The following is a 16,656-nucleotide window of genomic DNA, read 5'->3' on the forward strand; positions in this document are numbered from 1 at the left end:
GCCTGGTTGAGGTAGGTTTGCTGGGGTTTTATACAGTGCCTGTTTCGCTGGATGGTGCTGCGCTTATCCGGCCTGCAGGTTCCGTAGGCCCGGTAAGCACAGCGCCACCGGGCAAGGGGTTACTGTCCGTAGTAGGCCTTCGCACCGTGCTTGCGCAGGTAATGCTTATCCAGCAGGGTTTGCTGCATATCCGGCAGCTGCGGCGCCAGCTGGCGACAGAAGATCCCCATATAGGCGATCTCTTCGAGCACGATGGCATTGTGCACCGCGTCCTCCGCGTTTTTCCCCCAGGCAAACGGGCCGTGGGAGTGCACCAGCACGCCGGGCATTTGCGCCGCGTCGATTCCCTGTTTTTCGAAGGTCTCAACGATCACGTTACCGGTTTCCCACTCATACTCGCCGTTGATTTCCGCATCGGTCATCAAACGCGTGCAGGGAATGGTGCCGTAAAAGTAGTCCGCGTGGGTGGTGCCGGTCGCCGGGATGGACTGGCCCGCCTGCGCCCAGATGGTGGCATGGCGCGAATGGGTATGCACGATACCGCCGATAGTCGGGAATGATCGATAGAGCAGGCGGTGAGTGGGCGTATCGGATGACGGCTTTTTGTTGCCTTCCACCACTTCACCTGTTTCGATGCTGACAACGACCATATCGTCCGCCGTCATCACCGCGTAATCGACGCCGGAAGGCTTGATCACGAACACGCCTCTATCGCGGTCAACGGCGCTCACGTTGCCCCAGGTCAGGGTGACCAGATTATGTTTCGGCAGCGCCAGGTTGGCTTCAAGTACCTGCCGTTTGAGCTCTTCTAACATTGTTGTCTCCAGTGCCGGATGGCGCTTCGCTTATCCGGCCTACAGGTTCGTAGGCCCGGTAAACGCGGCGCCACCGGGCATTCCGTGCTTTAGCGTTTTGAACCGTAATAGACTTCGTTCCAGCGCAGCGCGTCCTTGAAGGCGGGCAGGCGGGTATCGTTATCAATGACGGTCAGTTCGATATCGTGCAGCTCGGCGAATTGACGCATGTCGTTCAGATCCAGCGCGTGGCTGAAGACGGTATGGTGCGCGCCACCGGCCAGGATCCAGGCTTCTGACGCGGTTGGCAGGTCCGGCTGTGCTTTCCACAGGGCGTTGGCGACCGGCAATTTCGGCAGCGAATGTGGCGTTTCAACCGCATCGACGCAGTTCACCAGCAGGCGGAAACGATCGCCCAGATCGATCAGGCTGGCGTTGATGGCCGGGCCCGTGCGGGTGTTGAAGATCAGACGCGCCGGATCGGCTTTACCGCCGATGCCGAGGTACTGCACGTCGAGGATCGGTTTTTCCTCTACCGCGATGGAAGGACACACTTCCAGCATGTGCGAGCCGAGCACCAGGTCATTGCCGTTCTCGAAGTGATAGGTGTAGTCCTCCATAAAGGAGGTGCCGCCCTGCAGACCGGTCGACATCACCTTCATGATGCGAAGCAGAGCGGCAGTTTTCCAGTCGCCTTCGCCGGCAAAGCCGTAGCCCTGCTGCATCAGACGTTGTACTGCCAGACCCGGCAGCTGTTTCAGACCGTGGAGATCTTCAAAAGTGGTGGTAAAGGCGTGGAAACCGCCCTGTTGCAGGAAGCGCTTCATGCCCAGTTCGATGCGCGCCGCATCCAGCACGTTCTGACGCTTGTCGCCGTTGATCTGTGCCGCAGGCGTCAGGCGGTAACTGCTTTCGTACTCGTCCACCAGCGCGCTCACGTCGCCATCGCTGATTTCATTCACTACCTGCACCAGGTCGCCCACGGCCCAGGTATTCACGGAGAAGCCGAACTTGATCTGCGCGGCCACTTTGTCACCGTCGGTGACCGCCACTTCACGCATGTTGTCGCCGAAACGCACCACTTTCAGGTGGCGGGTATCCTGCTTCGAAACCGCCTGGCGCATCCAGGATCCGATACGCTGTTGCGCCTTACCATCCTGCCAGTGGCCGGTGACCACCGCGTGCTGCTGACGCATACGCGCGCCGATGAAGCCGAACTCGCGGCCGCCGTGTGCGGTCTGGTTCAGGTTCATAAAGTCCATGTCGATGCTGTCCCACGGCAGGGAGGCGTTGAACTGGGTATGGAACTGCAGCAGCGGTTTGTTGAGGATAGACAGGCCGTTGATCCACATTTTTGCCGGTGAGAAGGTGTGCAGCCACACCACCAGACCGGCGCATTTATCGTCGTAGTTCGCGTCGCGGCAGATATGGGTAATCTCATCCGGCGTTGTGCCCAGCGGTTTCAGCACCAGCTTGCACGGCAGTTTGGCTTCCGCGTTCAGCGCGTTAACGACGTGCTCCGCGTGTTTCGTTACCTGCTGCAGCGCTTCCGGTCCGTACAGATGCTGGCTGCCAATCACAAACCACACTTCATAGTTATTAAAAATGGTCATCATCGTGTCCTTAATGGGTCAGGGTTGCCGTAGTGTCCGCGGTGCTTTTGGCCGGGGCGGCGACAGGGAGATAGTGAAGTTCGGCGCTTTTTGCCCACTGCTGGTAGCGCTGATAAAGCTGTTCAAAGCGTTGTGCCTGGTGAGCACGCGGCTGAAGGGTGTTTTCGACGGCGCTCGCCATGTGCTGCTGCGCGGTGGGGATATCCGCATGGACGCCCGCGGCGACGGCGGCGAAAATCGCCGCGCCCAGCGCGCAGCACTGATCGGACGCCACAATCTGCAGCGGACGGTTCAGCACGTCGCAGCAGGCCTGCATGATCACCGGGTTTTTACGGGCGATGCCGCCCAGTGCCATCACGTTATTCACGTCGATGCCCTGCTCGGTGAAGCACTCCATAATGGCGCGGGCACCGAAGGCCGTTGCGGCAATCAGGCCGCCGAACAGCGCGGGCGCGTCGGTCGCGAGGTTGAGATCGGTAATCACCCCTTTCAGGCGCTGGTTGGCAAACGGTGTGCGACGACCGTTAAACCAGTCCAGCACCACCGGGAGGTGATCGAGAGAGGGATTTTTGGCCCAGGCGTCGGTAAGCTGCGGCAGAAGCTGCTTTTTGCTCTCGGCTATCTGGGTTTTCAGTTCAGGATGCGCCGCCGCCAGTCGATCCAGCGGCCAGCCCAGCACGCGGCCAAACCAGGCGTAGATATCGCCAAACGCGGACTGACCGGCCTCCAGACCGATGAAGTCCGGCACCACGCTGCCGTCAACCTGGCCGCAGATGCCTTTTACCGCGCGGTCGCCGACGGTGGCTTTATCCGCCGTCAGGATGTCGCAGGTGGAGGTACCGATGACTTTGACCAGCGTGTTTGGCTGTGCGCCCGCGCCCACGGCGCCCATATGGCAGTCAAACGCGCCGCCGGAGATCGCCACGTTTTGCGGCAGGCCAAGGCGCGTCGCCCACTCCTCACAGAGGGTGCCGACGGGAATATCGGCGGTAAAGGTGTCGGTAAACAGCGGGTATGTCAGGTTCTTGTTGATGATCGGGTCGAGTTCATCGAAGAAGGCTGCCGGAGGCAGGCCGCCCCAGCTTTCATGCCACAGGGATTTATGCCCGGCGCTGCAGCGACCGCGGCGGATATCCTGTGGACGCGTGGTGCCGGAGAGCAGGGCAGGCACCCAGTCGCACAGTTCAACCCATGACGCTGCAGCCTGCGCAACGGTTGCGTCGGCACGGGTGACGTGCAGGATCTTGGCCCAGAACCATTCGCTGGAGTAAATCCCGCCGATGTAGCGCGAGTAGTCCGTTTTGCCCGGCTGATGGCTCAGGCGGGTGATGGCTTCGGCCTCTTCCACGGCGGTATGGTCTTTCCAGAGCACGAACATGGCGTTCGGGTTGTCGGCAAACTCAGGACGCAGCGCCAGCACGCGGCCATCGGCATCCACAGGGGCAGGCGTGGAGCCGGTACTGTCGACGCCAATCCCAACAATATCCGCCCGCTGGGCGTCGGTCAGTTCGGCCAGAACGGTTTTAATGGCCGCTTCCATCGACTCAATGTAGTCACGCGGGTGATGCCGAAACTGGTTGTTCGGCGCATCGCAGTAGCGCCCCTCTTGCCAGCGCGGGTACCACTCAACGCTGGTTGCTATCTCCTGGCCGGACGTACAGTCCACTGCCAGCGCGCGAACCGAATCGCTGCCAAAATCGAGGCCAATCGCAATTGCCATGGTGTTGCTCCATCGAAAAAAGAGGTATGGAAGAACATTAGAGACTGGGGACAAAAGTCGTCAGGCAGGATCCGCTAATCTTATGGACTAAATTGCTGTTACAACGGAAAGTGTGACGCCGTGCAAATATTCAATGTGGACATTTCTGCCGCAGTTATAGACACTTTTGTTACTGCTTATCTGCCTGCTCAGGCGGAGAAATCAGGGGGAAAGGCTGAAACATGGCGGACGTAAAAGCGGCGTGATGCTTTTTGGATCTTTTCGCGGGCCATTTTTAACCTGCTTTTAGTGATATGGACAATTGGTTTCCTTGATGACCCTTGGGAGAACTGAATCTATGGCCGAAACGCAAAACGATCCTCTGCTGCCGGGATACTCGTTTAACGCGCACCTTGTGGCGGGACTGACTCCTATCGAGGCTGAAGGATATCTCGACTTTTACGTCGACCGACCGCTTGGGATGAAAGGATATATCCTTAACCTGACCGTGCGGGGGGAAGGGATCATCAAAAACGGCGACCAGCAGTTTGTCTGCCGCCCGGGGGATATCCTGCTGTTCCCGCCGGGGGAGATCCACCACTACGGCCGTCATCCGGATGCCAAAGAGTGGTATCACCAGTGGGTCTATTTCCGTCCGCGGGCCTACTGGCAGGAGTGGCTTTCCTGGCCGGCGATTTTTGCGCACACCGGTTTTTATCGCCCGGATGAGGTGCATCTGGCGCAGTTTCGCGAACTTTTTGCGCAGATTATCGAGGCGGGACAGGCCGGTGGGCGCTACGCTGAACTGCTGGCGATTAACCTGCTTGAGCAGCTGCTGCTGCGACGGATGGAGGCGATTAACGCGTCGCTTAACCCGCCGCTGGATAACCGCGTGCGCGACGCCTGCCAGTACATCAGCGACCACCTGGCCGATAGCCAGTTTGATATCGCCAGCGTTGCCCAGCACGTCTGCCTGTCACCGTCGCGTCTGTCGCATCTGTTCCGCCAGCAGCTGGGCGTCAGCGTGTTGAGCTGGCGCGAGGACCAGCGCATCAGCCAGGCGAAGCTGCTGCTCAGCACCACCCGGATGCCCATCGCCACCGTGGGGCGCAACGTGGGCTTTGAGGATCAGCTCTATTTCTCCCGGGTATTTAAAAAATGCACCGGTGCCAGCCCCAGTGAATTCCGCGCTGGATGTGAATAAACGGTAAAAAAAGATAAACAAACAGGTGAATGCGGGAAGCAACCTGTAAACTATTCAGACAATTGTTGCCTTGACGCGGTGCGGGGCGCTAAGCAGAATCGCTGATTCGTTTTCTGACCGGAATAGTTATGCAGGCATTGCTGGAACACTTTATTACCCAGTCCGTTATGTACTCGCTCATCGCCGTGGCGCTGGTGGCGTTTCTGGAATCGCTGGCGCTTGTCGGGTTAATCCTGCCCGGCACCGTGATGATGGCGGGGCTTGGGGCGCTTATCGGCAGCGGTGAGGTCAATTTCTGGCAGGCATGGCTGGCCGGGATAATCGGCTGTCTGCTGGGCGACTGGATCTCCTTCTGGCTGGGCTGGCGTTTTAAGAAGCCGCTGCACCGCTGGTCGTTCATGAAAAAGAACAAAGCCTTGCTGGATAAGACCGAGCATGCGCTGCACCAGCACAGCATGTTTACCATCCTCGTCGGCCGCTTCGTTGGGCCAACGCGTCCGCTGGTGCCGATGGTGGCCGGGATGCTGGATCTGCCCGTTGCGAAATTCGTGGTGCCAAACATTATCGGCTGCGTCTTCTGGCCGCCGTTCTACTTCCTGCCGGGGATCCTCGCGGGGGCCGCCATCGATATTCCTGACGGTATGCAAAGCGGTGAGTTTAAGTGGCTACTGCTGGGCACGGCGCTGCTGCTATGGCTGGCGGCATGGCTCTGCTGGCGACTGTGGCGCAGCGCGAAGGCAAATATCGATCGCCTGACGCGCTACCTCCCGCGTACTCGCCTGCTCTGGCTGGCCCCGCTGACGCTGGGTGTGGCGGTGGTGGCGCTGGTGGCGCTGATTCGCCACCCGCTGATGCCGGTGTACGGTGAGATCCTGTTGAAAGTTGTGAGCCGTTAAGCGCCGGGCGGCACTGCGTTTGCCCGGCCTACGGTTTTATACCCAATAATCCAGAAGCGCTTTCTTTTCCGCTCATTAATGCTTCTGTTGCTCCATCCCACAAAATGCGTCCCTCCGCGATCACCACCGATCGCGGGGCAATCCGTGCGGCATCCTCGATACTGTGCGACACCATCAGCATCGTCAGCTGCTGGTGCTGACAGACCTCCTGCACCAGGGCCAGCATCTCCTGACGCAGCGCGGGATCGAGCGCCGAGAACGGCTCATCCAGCAGCAGTATCGGCTGCTCGCGCACCAGACAACGTGCCAGCGCCACGCGCTGACGCTGCCCGCCGGAAAGCTCGCCCGGCAGCCTGTCGATAAACCCGGCGATCCCCATCTGCGCGGCAATGACCTCCAGCTTATGGCGCTGATCATCGTTCAGCCTGAGTCCCGGGTGCATTCCCAGCGCGATGTTTTGCCGCACCGTCAGGTGGGTAAACAGGTTGTTTTCCTGAAACAGCATTGAGACAGGACGTTTAGCCGGAGGGGCGCTGGTGAAATCACGATTATTGATGGCTATCGACCCGCTGGCAGGTTGCAGAAAACCGGCGATCAAATTGAGCAAGGTGCTTTTCCCGGCACCGCTTGGGCCAAGCACGGCGATCATCTCTCCCTGGCGCACGGAGAGCGTGAAGCGCATCGGCAGATGCTGATAAAGCCAGGTTACATCAGTCAGTTTTAGCATCACGCCCCGGAAGTTTTTCGATAACGGTAAATAAGGCAAAGCACAGCAGCAGCAGTAACAGCGCGGTGACCGCGCCGTCCTGACTGCGGTAAGAGCCGATTTGCTGATAGAGCCAGTATGGCAGCGTGCGGAAATCGTCATTGCCGAACAGCGCCACGACCCCAAAGTCTCCAATAGAGAGCACGCAGGCAAACGCCAGCGCCTGTGCCAGCGGACGCTTTAGCGCGCGCAGTTCAACCACCTTCAGTCGCTGCCAGCCCTGCATGCCCAACGACTGGCACAACAAACTGTAGCGGCTGTTGACGTCGCGCATCGGGTTTTCCAGCACCTTGAGCGCGTAAGGAATAGCCATTAAGGCGTTGGTAAAGATCACAATGCCGTCGGCCCTTTCGGGCAGGCCGATGGTGCTGTTGAACAGTAAAAAGAAGCCCGTTGCCAGTACAATCCCCGGCATAGCAAGAATCAGCATGCCCGTCAGCTCCAGCATTTGTCCGGCTTTTTGCGCCTGGCGGGCGTAAAGCTCACGGCTGCTCCACAACAGCATCATGGTCAGGATGACGCACAGTAATCCGGCAGCCAGCGCGATACGCAGCGAGGTCCAGGTGGCCTGCCAGAGGACGGGCTGTTGCAGGACAGACATGAGATTGAGGTTCAGTCCGTCAACGATAACGGCCAGCAGCGGCGGCAACAGCAGCAGGAGCGCCAGCCCGATCAGGATAACATCGCTGACGCGGCTGTGCAGGCTGTCCTGCGGATCGCGCCAGCCGGTTATTTGATGACTGCCAGCGGGAATGGCTTTACTCAGCCGCTGGCTCAACAGTACCAGTGCAAGGCAGCACGCCATCTGGACTATCGCCAGCAGTGCGGCGCGACCGGGATCGTAGTCGTAACTCAGCGCCTGGTAAATCGCCAGCTCAATGGTGGTGGCCTGCGGCCCGCCGCCAAGTGACAGCACGGTGGCAAAGCTGGCAAAGCAGAGCATGAAGATTAATGCCGCTACGGGCGGGAGCTGGCGGCGCAGCCACGGCCATTCGACAAAGCGGAAGAACGACGCGCCGCGCATGCCGAGCTGGGCGGCAATCTGGCGCTGTTCGCCTGGAATATTCTCCAGCGCCTGCAAAAAGAGGCGCGTTGCCATCGGCATATTGAAAAAGACGTGTGCCAGCAGGATGCCCTGCAGTCCGTAAGGCGAGAATGACCATTCCAGACCAAGCAGGCCGAACAGCGAAGCCAGCCACCCCTGGCGACCGTAAACGCTCAGAATGCCAAATACCGCCACCAGCACGGGCAGGATCAGCGTCATGGCGCACAGGCGCAGCAGAGCCTGCCTGCCGGGGAAGCGCCGTCGATACAGCGCGCGTGCAAGAAAAATAGCCGGGAGCACCGACATCAGGGCAGAAAGAGACGCCTGCCAGAAAGAGAACCGAATGACGTGCCAGAGATAGCTGTCGTGCCAGAGAGCGAGCAGGTCGCTCTCCGGCGCGTTAAACCACAGCGCAAGAAAAGCCCCCAGGCTGACTGCCACCATTACGACGGCGGCGAGCAGCCCGGGAAGCAACCAGCCGGGAATTAGCGGCTGACGGCGCGTTGCCATTCACTTACCCATGCGGCACGCTGCGCGGCGACCTGCTGCGGCGTAAACTCCAGCGAGGTTTTCGGTTTGGTCAACTGTTCAAAACCTGCAGGCAGTGCAACGCTGGTGACCGGATACATCCAGTTGCCTGCGGGAATGGCATTCTGGAATGCCGGCGAAACCATAAACTTCAGGAACTTCTCGGCCAGCTCAGGCTGTTTGCTGGCAGCGGTACGCGCTGCGACTTCCACCTGCAGATAGTGCCCTTCCGCAAAATCTGCGGCAGCATAGTTATCTTTCTTCTCGGCGATAATGTGGTAAGCCGGGGAGGTGGTGTAGCTCAGCACCAGGTCGCTTTCACCTTTCAGGAACAGGCCATAGGCTTCGCTCCAGCCTTTGGTCACGGTCACGGTTTTGGCAGCCAGCTTCTGCCACGCTTCCGGCGCCTTATCGCCGTAGACTTTCTGCATCCACAGCAGCAGACCCAGGCCCGGCGTGCTGGTCCGCGGATCTTCATAAATCACGCGCCACTTCTGGTCGCTTTCCACCAGCTCTTTCAGGCTCTTCGGCGGGTTTTTCAGCTTGTTTTTGTCGTAAACAAAAGCAAAGTAGCCGTAGTCGAACGGCACAAAGGTGTCGTTCTTCCAGCCGCCAGGCACGTTAACGGCCTCTGCTGCGACGCCGCTTTTGGCAAACAGTTTGGTCTGCGAGGCGGCTTCCAGCAGGTTGTTATCCAGACCGAGCACCACGTCAGCCTTGCTGTTTTTCCCTTCCATGCGCAGACGGTTGAGCAGTGAAACGCCATCTTCCAGCGCCACGAACTTCAGCTCGCAGTTGCAGTCAGCTTCAAAGGTTTTTTTGACAACCGGGCCAGGGCCCCAGTCGGCAGAGAAAGAGTCGTAGGTGTAGACCGTCAGGACGGGTTTAGCTAAAGCGGGCAGCGCGAACAGCGCCAGCAGGGGGAGAACTTTTTTTAACACTTTGCACCTCAGGGTTGAGTGGCAAAGGATTTTGAGCGACAGCCTCAAATCCCTTCGCCGGCGTTATCCGGATCAGGTTCGACGGGTATTATCTCAGCGCACATCTGTGATGCAGCACCCCGTTGAGAACGGCGCTATTGTAATGATTTGGTGAATATTACGAAAGCGTTATGGCTCCGGGGGCGCAAACCAGGCGGATTTGAAATCAAACCAGCCCAGGGTGTTCATCCGCAGGCCGCGCATGCTGCGCTGGCCCTGAATCATCAGCCAGTGGTGGATCAACGGGACGATGGCCTGCTCGGCCAGCAGCTGCTGGCACCACACGGCAAGATTCATCTCGCCCGCACGCCATAGGGCGGCATCCTGCTGCCAGTCACGGTCGATGCAGTGCTGGATCAGCGGGACTTCATACAAATGCGAGAAAAGGGAAAAATCGAGCGGCAGGGTAAAATTAGCGCTGTTGAGCCAGATATCGCTGGCGATCTCCCCCTTATGCCATTCGTCATAGTCCACTTCCCTGATGTCCAGCCTGACCCCCTCGGCTGCCAGCAGGCGGGTCATGATCCTCGCGATAAAACGATGCTCAACATGCTCGCGGTAGTAGGTCAGGGTGATGGACTCCAGCCCTGCGGGTTTGTCGCAATGCGACGGGCGGGCGTGGTGCCAGCGCGGAAGCAGGCCGTACGCCGGGAACCAGTATGTCTGGTACTGCGCTTCCGCATGGTAGATCAGATTGGAAGGGGACAACACGTGGCTGATCCACTTCCGGACATCCTGGTTTGCCCCGCGGTGGGTGCGGCGGTCAAAGAGGAGATAGTAGCATCCTTCCTCCAGGCGGCTCTCCACGGCCTTTTCTCCCGTGGTGGGGCCTTCCAGCGTCAGCCCGCAGCTCAGGTCTTCATTGAGATCCGGCAATACCCACACGTTCACTTCGTCGATCAGCGCCCGATAGCCAAAGTAGTCATCGAACGCGCGGATTTTCAGCTGATTGCTGTTATTGCGGGACACGGCGTAGGGGCCGGTGCCAATTGGCAGGCTGGCAAAATTGTTCATCGATTCCCACTCGCCGGGCAAAATCATCGACGGTACATAGCCCAGCAGCCAGGGAAGCCACTTGTCCTGCTGCGACAGCTCAATATCCAGCGTCCAGGCGGTGGGAGAGTGGATGCGCGAAATATGCGAGTAGAGCGGCAGCCTGCGGGCGCGTTCCAGAGAGGCGATGACGTCGTGCATCTCCAGCTCGCGACCGTGGTGAAAGTGGATGCCAGGGCGTAAGAAAAAGCGCCAGTGGCGCGGGGAAAGCTGCTGCCAGTGGTGCGCGATATCCGCCTCCAGTTCCCCGTTTTCCTCATTTATCCGCGTCAGGCCGCTGAAGATTTGCCGGGCCATATGGGTTTCTGAGCGGCGTAACGCCGTGCCGGGCAACAGATTTTTCATTGGCCGATAGTAGAGTACCCGCAGAATGTGTCGGCCCTGACGAAAACTGCGTCCGAGATGGGAAACCAGCATCTGGCGCACGGCGGCTTTGTCGCCCACCAGCTGGACCAGCTGATCGATGCGGTCCTGCTCGAGCAGGTCTTCTGCACGCTGCTGCTGCAATGCAAGCCCGGTGTAGAGAAAGGTCAGTCGCGAGCGTTTCCCGCGTCCCGCTTCCGCTTCCCAGCTTAACCAGCCCTGCTGCTGCATGGTATTGAGCAACGTACGCATATGACGGCGGGAACAGCTAAGCAGGTCGGCCAGCTCGTTGAGCGTCGTTTCCTGCGATTGCCCCTCGCAGCACTGCCAGAGGCGGATAAATTGTTGCTGCAGACGACCGGAAGGCATAAAAGGGGAACTCCTGACAAAAAACCAGCAATTTATTAATCCCTATATTAGGCCAATAATGCTTCCCGATGAAGCGAGGAGGTAAATGATGAAGAGGTCTACCGCACGTCAGTTTTATCAGCAGTACTTTTCAGCGACAAAAGGATCGTCCTGGCTGGCCCGCCAGTGTGCAGAGCAACGGCTGAAAATGTTAGAAGAACTGATGCAGTGGGACGTTACGAAACCGGCCTCTTCTCGCTGACTCGCCTCGATCATGTGTGACTGAGTATTGGTGCTTATCACCCGCCAGCAAAATGTTTTTGCTGGCTTTTTTCGTTTATTCTTTCACCCAATTTCGATTCGCTTTCACAAGGACTTGCGCATGCTGTGGTTGATGACGATGGGGCGACGCCTGAACGGCGTGTATGTCGCTTTTATGCTGGTGGCCTTTATGATGGGCGTGGCGGGGGCGCTGCAGGCGCCGACGCTGAGCCTGTTTCTCAGCCGCGAGGTGGGGGCGCAGCCGTTTTGGGTAGGGCTGTTTTATACCGTTAACGCGATTGCCGGGATCCTGGTCAGCCTCGCGCTGGCGAAACGATCGGACAGCCAGGGCGATCGCCGCAAGCTGATCCTCTTTTGCTGCGCCATGGCCGTGGGTAACGCACTGCTCTTTGCTTTCAACCGTCATTACCTGACGCTCATTACCTGCGGCGTGCTGCTGGCATCGCTGGCGAATACCGCCATGCCGCAGCTGTTTGCGCTGGCGCGGGAATATGCGGATAGCTCGGCGCGGGAAGTGGTGATGTTCAGCTCGGTGATGCGTGCCCAGCTCTCGCTGGCGTGGGTCATTGGTCCGCCGCTGGCCTTTATGCTGGCGTTGAACTACGGCTTTACCACCATGTTCACCATCGCGGCCGGGATTTTTGTCATCAGCCTGGCGCTGATAGCCTTCGCGCTGCCGTCCGTGGCGCGCGTCGAACAGACAACGGATAAACCGCTCACCCAGGTGAGCGGCTGGCAGGACAAAAACGTCCGTATGCTGTTTATTGCCTCCACGCTGATGTGGACCTGCAACACCATGTACATCATCGACATGCCGCTGTGGATCAGCAGCGATCTGGGCTTACCGGACAAGCTTGCGGGGATCTTAATGGGGACCGCTGCCGGGCTGGAAATTCCGGCAATGATTCTGGCGGGATATTACGTAAAGCGTTTCGGTAAACGCAAAATGATGGTGGTTGCGGTTGCTGCCGGGGTGTTGTTTTATCTTGGGCTGATCTTATTCCACTCGCGCGAAGCGCTGCTGGCGCTGCAGCTGTTTAATGCTGTGTTTATTGGCATCGTTGCCGGAATCGGCATGCTCTGGTTTCAGGATCTGATGCCCGGACGCGCGGGCTCGGCCACGACGCTCTTTACGAACAGTATTTCAACCGGGGTGATTCTGGCCGGTGTGATCCAGGGCGCGCTGGCGCAAAGCTATGGTCATACGTCGGTTTACTGGATGATTGCGGCGCTATCCGTCGTGACGCTCCTGCTGACCTGCCGGGTAAAAGACGTGTGATCGAATGAATGAAACGGAGCCCGGAAACGCCGGGCTCTGCGAACCGTTTTATTCGGAATACTGATATTTACGCTGTGCGCGTAGCGTCAGGTACATATGAACGAGGCCCATAAAACCGTGTGCCCAGAAATAGGTCTCAATAAAGACCGTCAGAAATTTATGCAAATCTAATACGGATTCCGTTACGGACGAAACCGGCCCGAGCGTGGCGTTCAGTACAAACCAGGCCGCGCCGCAAACTGCAACGCCCAGCAGCGCCAGCACACCCAGACCTTGCACTGTTGCCGCCATACCGCCAGCATGCGCGTCAGGTAGCTGACGTTGTGCGAGGGTGCGAATATCGTCAACGATTCCACGAAAATCCAGCGTCAGCCAGGCGAAGTAATACTTAAATCCGCGCTGGGTTAACATCCATGCCATCATGGCAATCCCACAAAAAATTAAACCAAATCCTGAGATAACATGGATCCAAGTGATAATTCCGTTCAGTCCGGACTCGTGGAGAGCTTCACTTTCGGTGAAATTAGAATTGATAATCTGAGCCAGCACCAGTACGGCCACAAGAATGTGCAGTACGCGAAGAAAAGGCGTTTCTTTATGGGGGAGCGTATTGCGTAGCGTTGGATTCATCGCTTTTTACCTCAATAATGAGAGAGCTGATGCGATGCAGTGTGACGCAGATTAATTAACGAAACCTTAACGATGAGTAGCGTCACACTGTATTTATGCGTTCCGATTAGTGTGTAGGGTCAATATGCGTCATTACATTCAGTACATTGAATTTTTTCATCACGTTGTTTCTGGCATTGACGGCAATCTGATGTCCTTCTTTTACGCTTAATTCGCCGTTCACTTCCAGGTGGACATCGACAAGGGCTAAATCGCCCATCTTGCGGGTTTTTAAATCATGGAGACCGGTGACACCCTCAGTTGAGAGAAGACAGGTTTTGATATCATGCTCCAGCTCGGGTGCAAGCGAACGGTCCATCAGATCGTGCAGGGCATCGGCAGAGAATTTGTAACCCATATGGGCGATGAACGCTCCAACAATCAGGGCCGCAATCAGGTCCATCGCGTGAAAACCGATTAAATTCCCGGCAATGCCGATGGCGACAACCACTGACGAGGCGGCATCAGAACGGGCATGCCAGGCATTGGCTATCAGCAGCGAGGACTGAATACGTTTTCCCGTGGCAAACATATATCTGAACAGACTTTCCTTCACCACCAGTGCCAGTATTGCCACCCACAAAGCAGCCCCTTTCACCAGCTGATGCGTCTCAGGATGAAGCAGTTTATTGCCTGCGGACCAGAGCATCCCGACGCCAACAAGCAGCAGAATAGCGCCAATAATGAGCTTTGCACCGTTTTCGAAGCGCAGATGACCATAATGATGGTCGATATCAGAGGCTTTCTGACTCTTTTTATTCGCAATCAGAACGACAAAGTCAGAGGATAAATCGGAAAGAGAATGAATCCCATCAGCAATTAACCCCTGTGAGCCGGAGAATACTCCTGTAATTATCTGAAAGCCGGTGAGTAAACTATTTATTATTACGCTTACTAATGTGCATTTATGTATTTCCCGAGAACGGATATGAGACTCATTGCTATTTTTCTTTTTCATGATGATTTCCGCCGACAACTGATTAAGCGAGTATTCTGCGCAGGGAACATTAAATTGACATTAAATATAACGTCATTATTGGCTGGGTTTGGGAATATCTACAGAAGGAGGGCGGGTATCGGGATAAAACGCGGCCTGCAGAGTGCACTGCAGGCCGGAGGATTACTTCATAAATGCAGGTTGTTTGTTTTCGTAAGTGGCAATCGCCGCTTCGTGCTGCAGCGTCAAACCAATGCTGTCCAGACCGTTCAGCATGCAGTGACGGCGGAACGCATCAATGCTGAAGCTGTAGGTCTTATCCCCGGCTTTCACCACTTCCGCTTCCAGATCCACTTCAAACGACATGCCCGGATTGGCCTTAACCAGCGCAAACAATTCATCGACCTGCTCATCGCTCAGCGTCACCGGCAGCAGCTGGTTGTTGAAGCTGTTGCCGTAGAAGATATCCGCGAAGCTGGGAGCAATAACCACCTTAAAGCCGTAGTCGGTCAACGCCCAGGGCGCATGCTCACGCGACGAGCCGCAGCCAAAGTTTTCCCGCGCCAGCAAAATGGAGGCACCTTTGTATTCCGGGAAGTTCAGAACGAATTCCGGATTAGGCACTTCGCCTTTGTCGTCCAGGAAACGCCAGTCGTTGAACAGGTGCGCGCCAAAACCGGTACGCGTCACCTTCTGCAAAAACTGCTTAGGAATAATGGCGTCAGTATCGACGTTCGCGGCGTCCAGGGGGACAACCCGGCCTGTATGTTGGGTAAATTTCTCTGCCATGATTGTCTCCTTATTTCAGGCTGCGAATGTCGGCGAAATGGCCGGTGACTGCCGCAGCGGCGGCCATTGCCGGGCTGACCAGATGGGTGCGCCCACCGCGGCCCTGACGGCCTTCAAAGTTACGGTTGCTGGTGGAGGCACAGCGCTCACCCGGATTCAGGCGATCGTTGTTCATGGCCAGACACATGGAACAGCCTGGCAGGCGCCACTCGAAGCCTGCTTCGATAAAGATCTTATCCAGACCTTCGGCTTCCGCCTGGGCTTTCACCGGACCGGAGCCTGGAACGACCAGCGCCTGCACGCCCGGCGCGACTTTACGGCCTTTGGCGATCTCTGCCGCCGCACGCAAATCTTCGATACGGGAGTTGGTGCAGGAGCCGATAAACACCTTATCAATGGTCACGTCGGTCAACGGCACGCCGGGCTTCAGCCCCATATAGGCCAGCGCTTTTTCCGCACTGGCGCGCTCGACCGGATCGGCGAAGGAAGCCGGATCGGGAATGGCGTCGTTGACGGAAATCACCTGACCCGGGTTGGTCCCCCAGGTCACCTGAGGGGCAATCTCTTCTGCCTGCAGCGTGACAACGGTATCAAACGTTGCTCCGTCGTCGGTTTTCAGGGTTTTCCAGTAGGCTACCGCGTCGTCAAAATCCTGCCCTTTCGGCGCGTGCAGACGGCCCTTCACATAGTTAAAGGTCGTTTCATCTGGCGCGACCAGCCCGGCTTTGGCACCCATCTCAATGGCCATGTTGCACAGGGTCATGCGACCCTCCATGCTCAGCGCCTGAATAGCGTCGCCGCAGAACTCAACGACGTGGCCGGTACCGCCTGCGCTGCCGGTTTTACCGATAATCGCCAGCACGATATCTTTCGCGGTAATGCCTGGTGCCGCTTTGCCCTTCACTTCAATCTTCATCGTTTTGGCGCGACCCTGCTTCAGGGTCTGCGTCGCCAGCACGTGTTCTACCTCGGAAGTACCAATCCCGAACGCCAGGGCGCCAAACGCGCCGTGGGTTGCGGTATGGGAATCACCGCAGACGATGGTCATGCCCGGCAGGGTAATCCCCTGCTCAGGGCCCATCACGTGGACGATGCCCTGATACGGATGGTTCAGGTCGTACAGCTCAACGCCAAATTCATTGCAGTTCTTAATCAGCTCCTGCATCTGGATACGCGCCATCTCACCCGAGGCGTTAATGTCTTTAGTCTGGGTGGAAACGTTGTGATCCATCGTCGCGAAGGTTTTACCCGGCTGGCGTACCGGACGCTTGTGCGCGCGCAGGCCGTCAAATGCCTGAGGAGAGGTCACCTCGTGTACCAGATGTCTGTCGATATACAGCAGTGGGGTTTCGTTTGGTGCTTCGTAGACAACGTGCGCATCAAACAACTTTTCATATAACGTCTTAGCCAT

15 protein-coding genes and 1 riboswitch are annotated in these 16,656 nt (G+C 57.5%); of the genes, 4 read left to right on the forward strand and 11 right to left on the reverse strand.

All coding sequences use genetic code 11. From position 1 onward, the window contains the following. Positions 1-119 precede the first annotated feature (119 nt). From araD to araB, 3 genes are all read right to left on the reverse strand, one after another. Positions 120-815: an L-ribulose-5-phosphate 4-epimerase gene (gene araD / locus BFG58_RS16620; RefSeq protein WP_069720152.1), complete on the reverse strand. Its 696-nt coding sequence runs from the start codon at positions 813-815 to the stop codon at positions 120-122. An 89-nt stretch (positions 816-904) separates the two neighbouring features. Further along, entirely contained in the window at positions 905-2,407 is a 1,503-nt protein-coding gene (gene araA, locus BFG58_RS16625) for an L-arabinose isomerase (RefSeq protein WP_045907781.1), read from the reverse strand. A 10-nt stretch (positions 2,408-2,417) separates the two neighbouring features. After that, complete coding sequence (araB, locus tag BFG58_RS16630) at positions 2,418-4,127, reverse strand: ribulokinase (RefSeq protein WP_069720153.1); 1,710 nt, start codon at positions 4,125-4,127, stop codon at positions 2,418-2,420. A gap of 337 nt (positions 4,128-4,464) precedes the next feature. Between araB and araC the strand changes: the two genes are divergently transcribed. Both araC and BFG58_RS16640 read left to right on the forward strand, forming a co-directional pair. Continuing rightward, a complete protein-coding gene (gene araC, locus BFG58_RS16635) occupies positions 4,465-5,310 on the forward strand; it encodes an arabinose operon transcriptional regulator AraC (RefSeq protein ID WP_023293301.1) in 846 nt (281 codons plus the stop codon). A gap of 128 nt (positions 5,311-5,438) precedes the next feature. Next, complete coding sequence (locus tag BFG58_RS16640; protein WP_045907783.1) at positions 5,439-6,206, forward strand: DedA family protein; 768 nt, start codon at positions 5,439-5,441, stop codon at positions 6,204-6,206. Positions 6,207-6,234: 28 nt separating this feature from the next. On the opposite strand, the gene thiQ is transcribed toward BFG58_RS16640, so the two are convergent. The 4 genes from thiQ to sgrR all read right to left on the reverse strand — a co-directional run bounded on the left by thiQ (position 6,235) and on the right by sgrR (position 11,310). Continuing rightward, on the reverse strand, positions 6,235-6,933 hold the full coding sequence (gene thiQ / locus BFG58_RS16645) for a thiamine ABC transporter ATP-binding protein ThiQ (protein ID WP_069720154.1): 699 nt from the start codon (positions 6,931-6,933) through the stop codon (positions 6,235-6,237). Beyond that, positions 6,917-8,527, reverse strand: a complete 1,611-nt coding sequence (gene thiP, locus BFG58_RS16650) for a thiamine/thiamine pyrophosphate ABC transporter permease ThiP (protein ID WP_069720155.1) — start codon at positions 8,525-8,527, stop codon at positions 6,917-6,919. Before thiP ends, thiQ begins: the two co-directional genes overlap by 17 nt. Then, positions 8,503-9,486, reverse strand: coding sequence for a thiamine ABC transporter substrate binding subunit (gene thiB, locus BFG58_RS16655; protein ID WP_069720156.1), 984 nt, complete (start codon positions 9,484-9,486; stop codon positions 8,503-8,505). The genes thiP and thiB overlap by 25 nt, the downstream gene beginning before the upstream one ends. 31 nt (positions 9,487-9,517) lie before the next feature. Next, a riboswitch (TPP riboswitch) is annotated at positions 9,518-9,618 on the reverse strand. A gap of 36 nt (positions 9,619-9,654) precedes the next feature. Continuing rightward, positions 9,655-11,310 (reverse strand): HTH-type transcriptional regulator SgrR, encoded by a 1,656-nt coding sequence (gene sgrR, locus BFG58_RS16660; RefSeq protein ID WP_069720157.1) that lies wholly within the window; start codon positions 11,308-11,310, stop codon positions 9,655-9,657. An 88-nt stretch (positions 11,311-11,398) separates the two neighbouring features. On the opposite strand from sgrR, the gene sgrT reads away from it, so the two are divergent. Continuing rightward, a complete protein-coding gene (sgrT, locus tag BFG58_RS16665) occupies positions 11,399-11,551 on the forward strand; it encodes a glucose uptake inhibitor SgrT (protein ID WP_045907787.1) in 153 nt (50 codons plus the stop codon). Between the two features lie 120 nt (positions 11,552-11,671). Then, positions 11,672-12,850 (forward strand): sugar efflux transporter, encoded by a 1,179-nt coding sequence (locus tag BFG58_RS16670; protein ID WP_069720158.1) that lies wholly within the window; start codon positions 11,672-11,674, stop codon positions 12,848-12,850. A gap of 48 nt (positions 12,851-12,898) precedes the next feature. On the opposite strand, the gene BFG58_RS16675 is transcribed toward BFG58_RS16670, so the two are convergent. The 4 genes from BFG58_RS16675 to leuC form a co-directional block, all read right to left on the reverse strand. Continuing rightward, positions 12,899-13,480, reverse strand: a complete 582-nt coding sequence (locus BFG58_RS16675) for a cytochrome b/b6 domain-containing protein (RefSeq protein ID WP_069720159.1) — start codon at positions 13,478-13,480, stop codon at positions 12,899-12,901. Between the two features lie 106 nt (positions 13,481-13,586). Further along, positions 13,587-14,477 carry a cation diffusion facilitator family transporter gene (locus BFG58_RS16680; RefSeq protein WP_069720160.1) on the reverse strand — a complete coding sequence of 297 codons (891 nt, stop codon included), beginning with the start codon at positions 14,475-14,477 and terminating at the stop codon, positions 13,587-13,589. Between the two features lie 162 nt (positions 14,478-14,639). Then, positions 14,640-15,245, reverse strand: a complete 606-nt coding sequence (gene leuD, locus BFG58_RS16685; protein ID WP_069720161.1) for a 3-isopropylmalate dehydratase small subunit — start codon at positions 15,243-15,245, stop codon at positions 14,640-14,642. Positions 15,246-15,255: 10 nt separating this feature from the next. Continuing rightward, positions 15,256-16,656, reverse strand: a complete 1,401-nt coding sequence (leuC, locus tag BFG58_RS16690) for a 3-isopropylmalate dehydratase large subunit (RefSeq protein WP_008501999.1) — start codon at positions 16,654-16,656, stop codon at positions 15,256-15,258.

The sequence above is a fragment of the Enterobacter sp. ku-bf2 genome (genome assembly GCF_001742765.1).
GTDB classification, from domain to species: Bacteria; Pseudomonadota; Gammaproteobacteria; order Enterobacterales; family Enterobacteriaceae; genus Enterobacter; species Enterobacter quasiroggenkampii.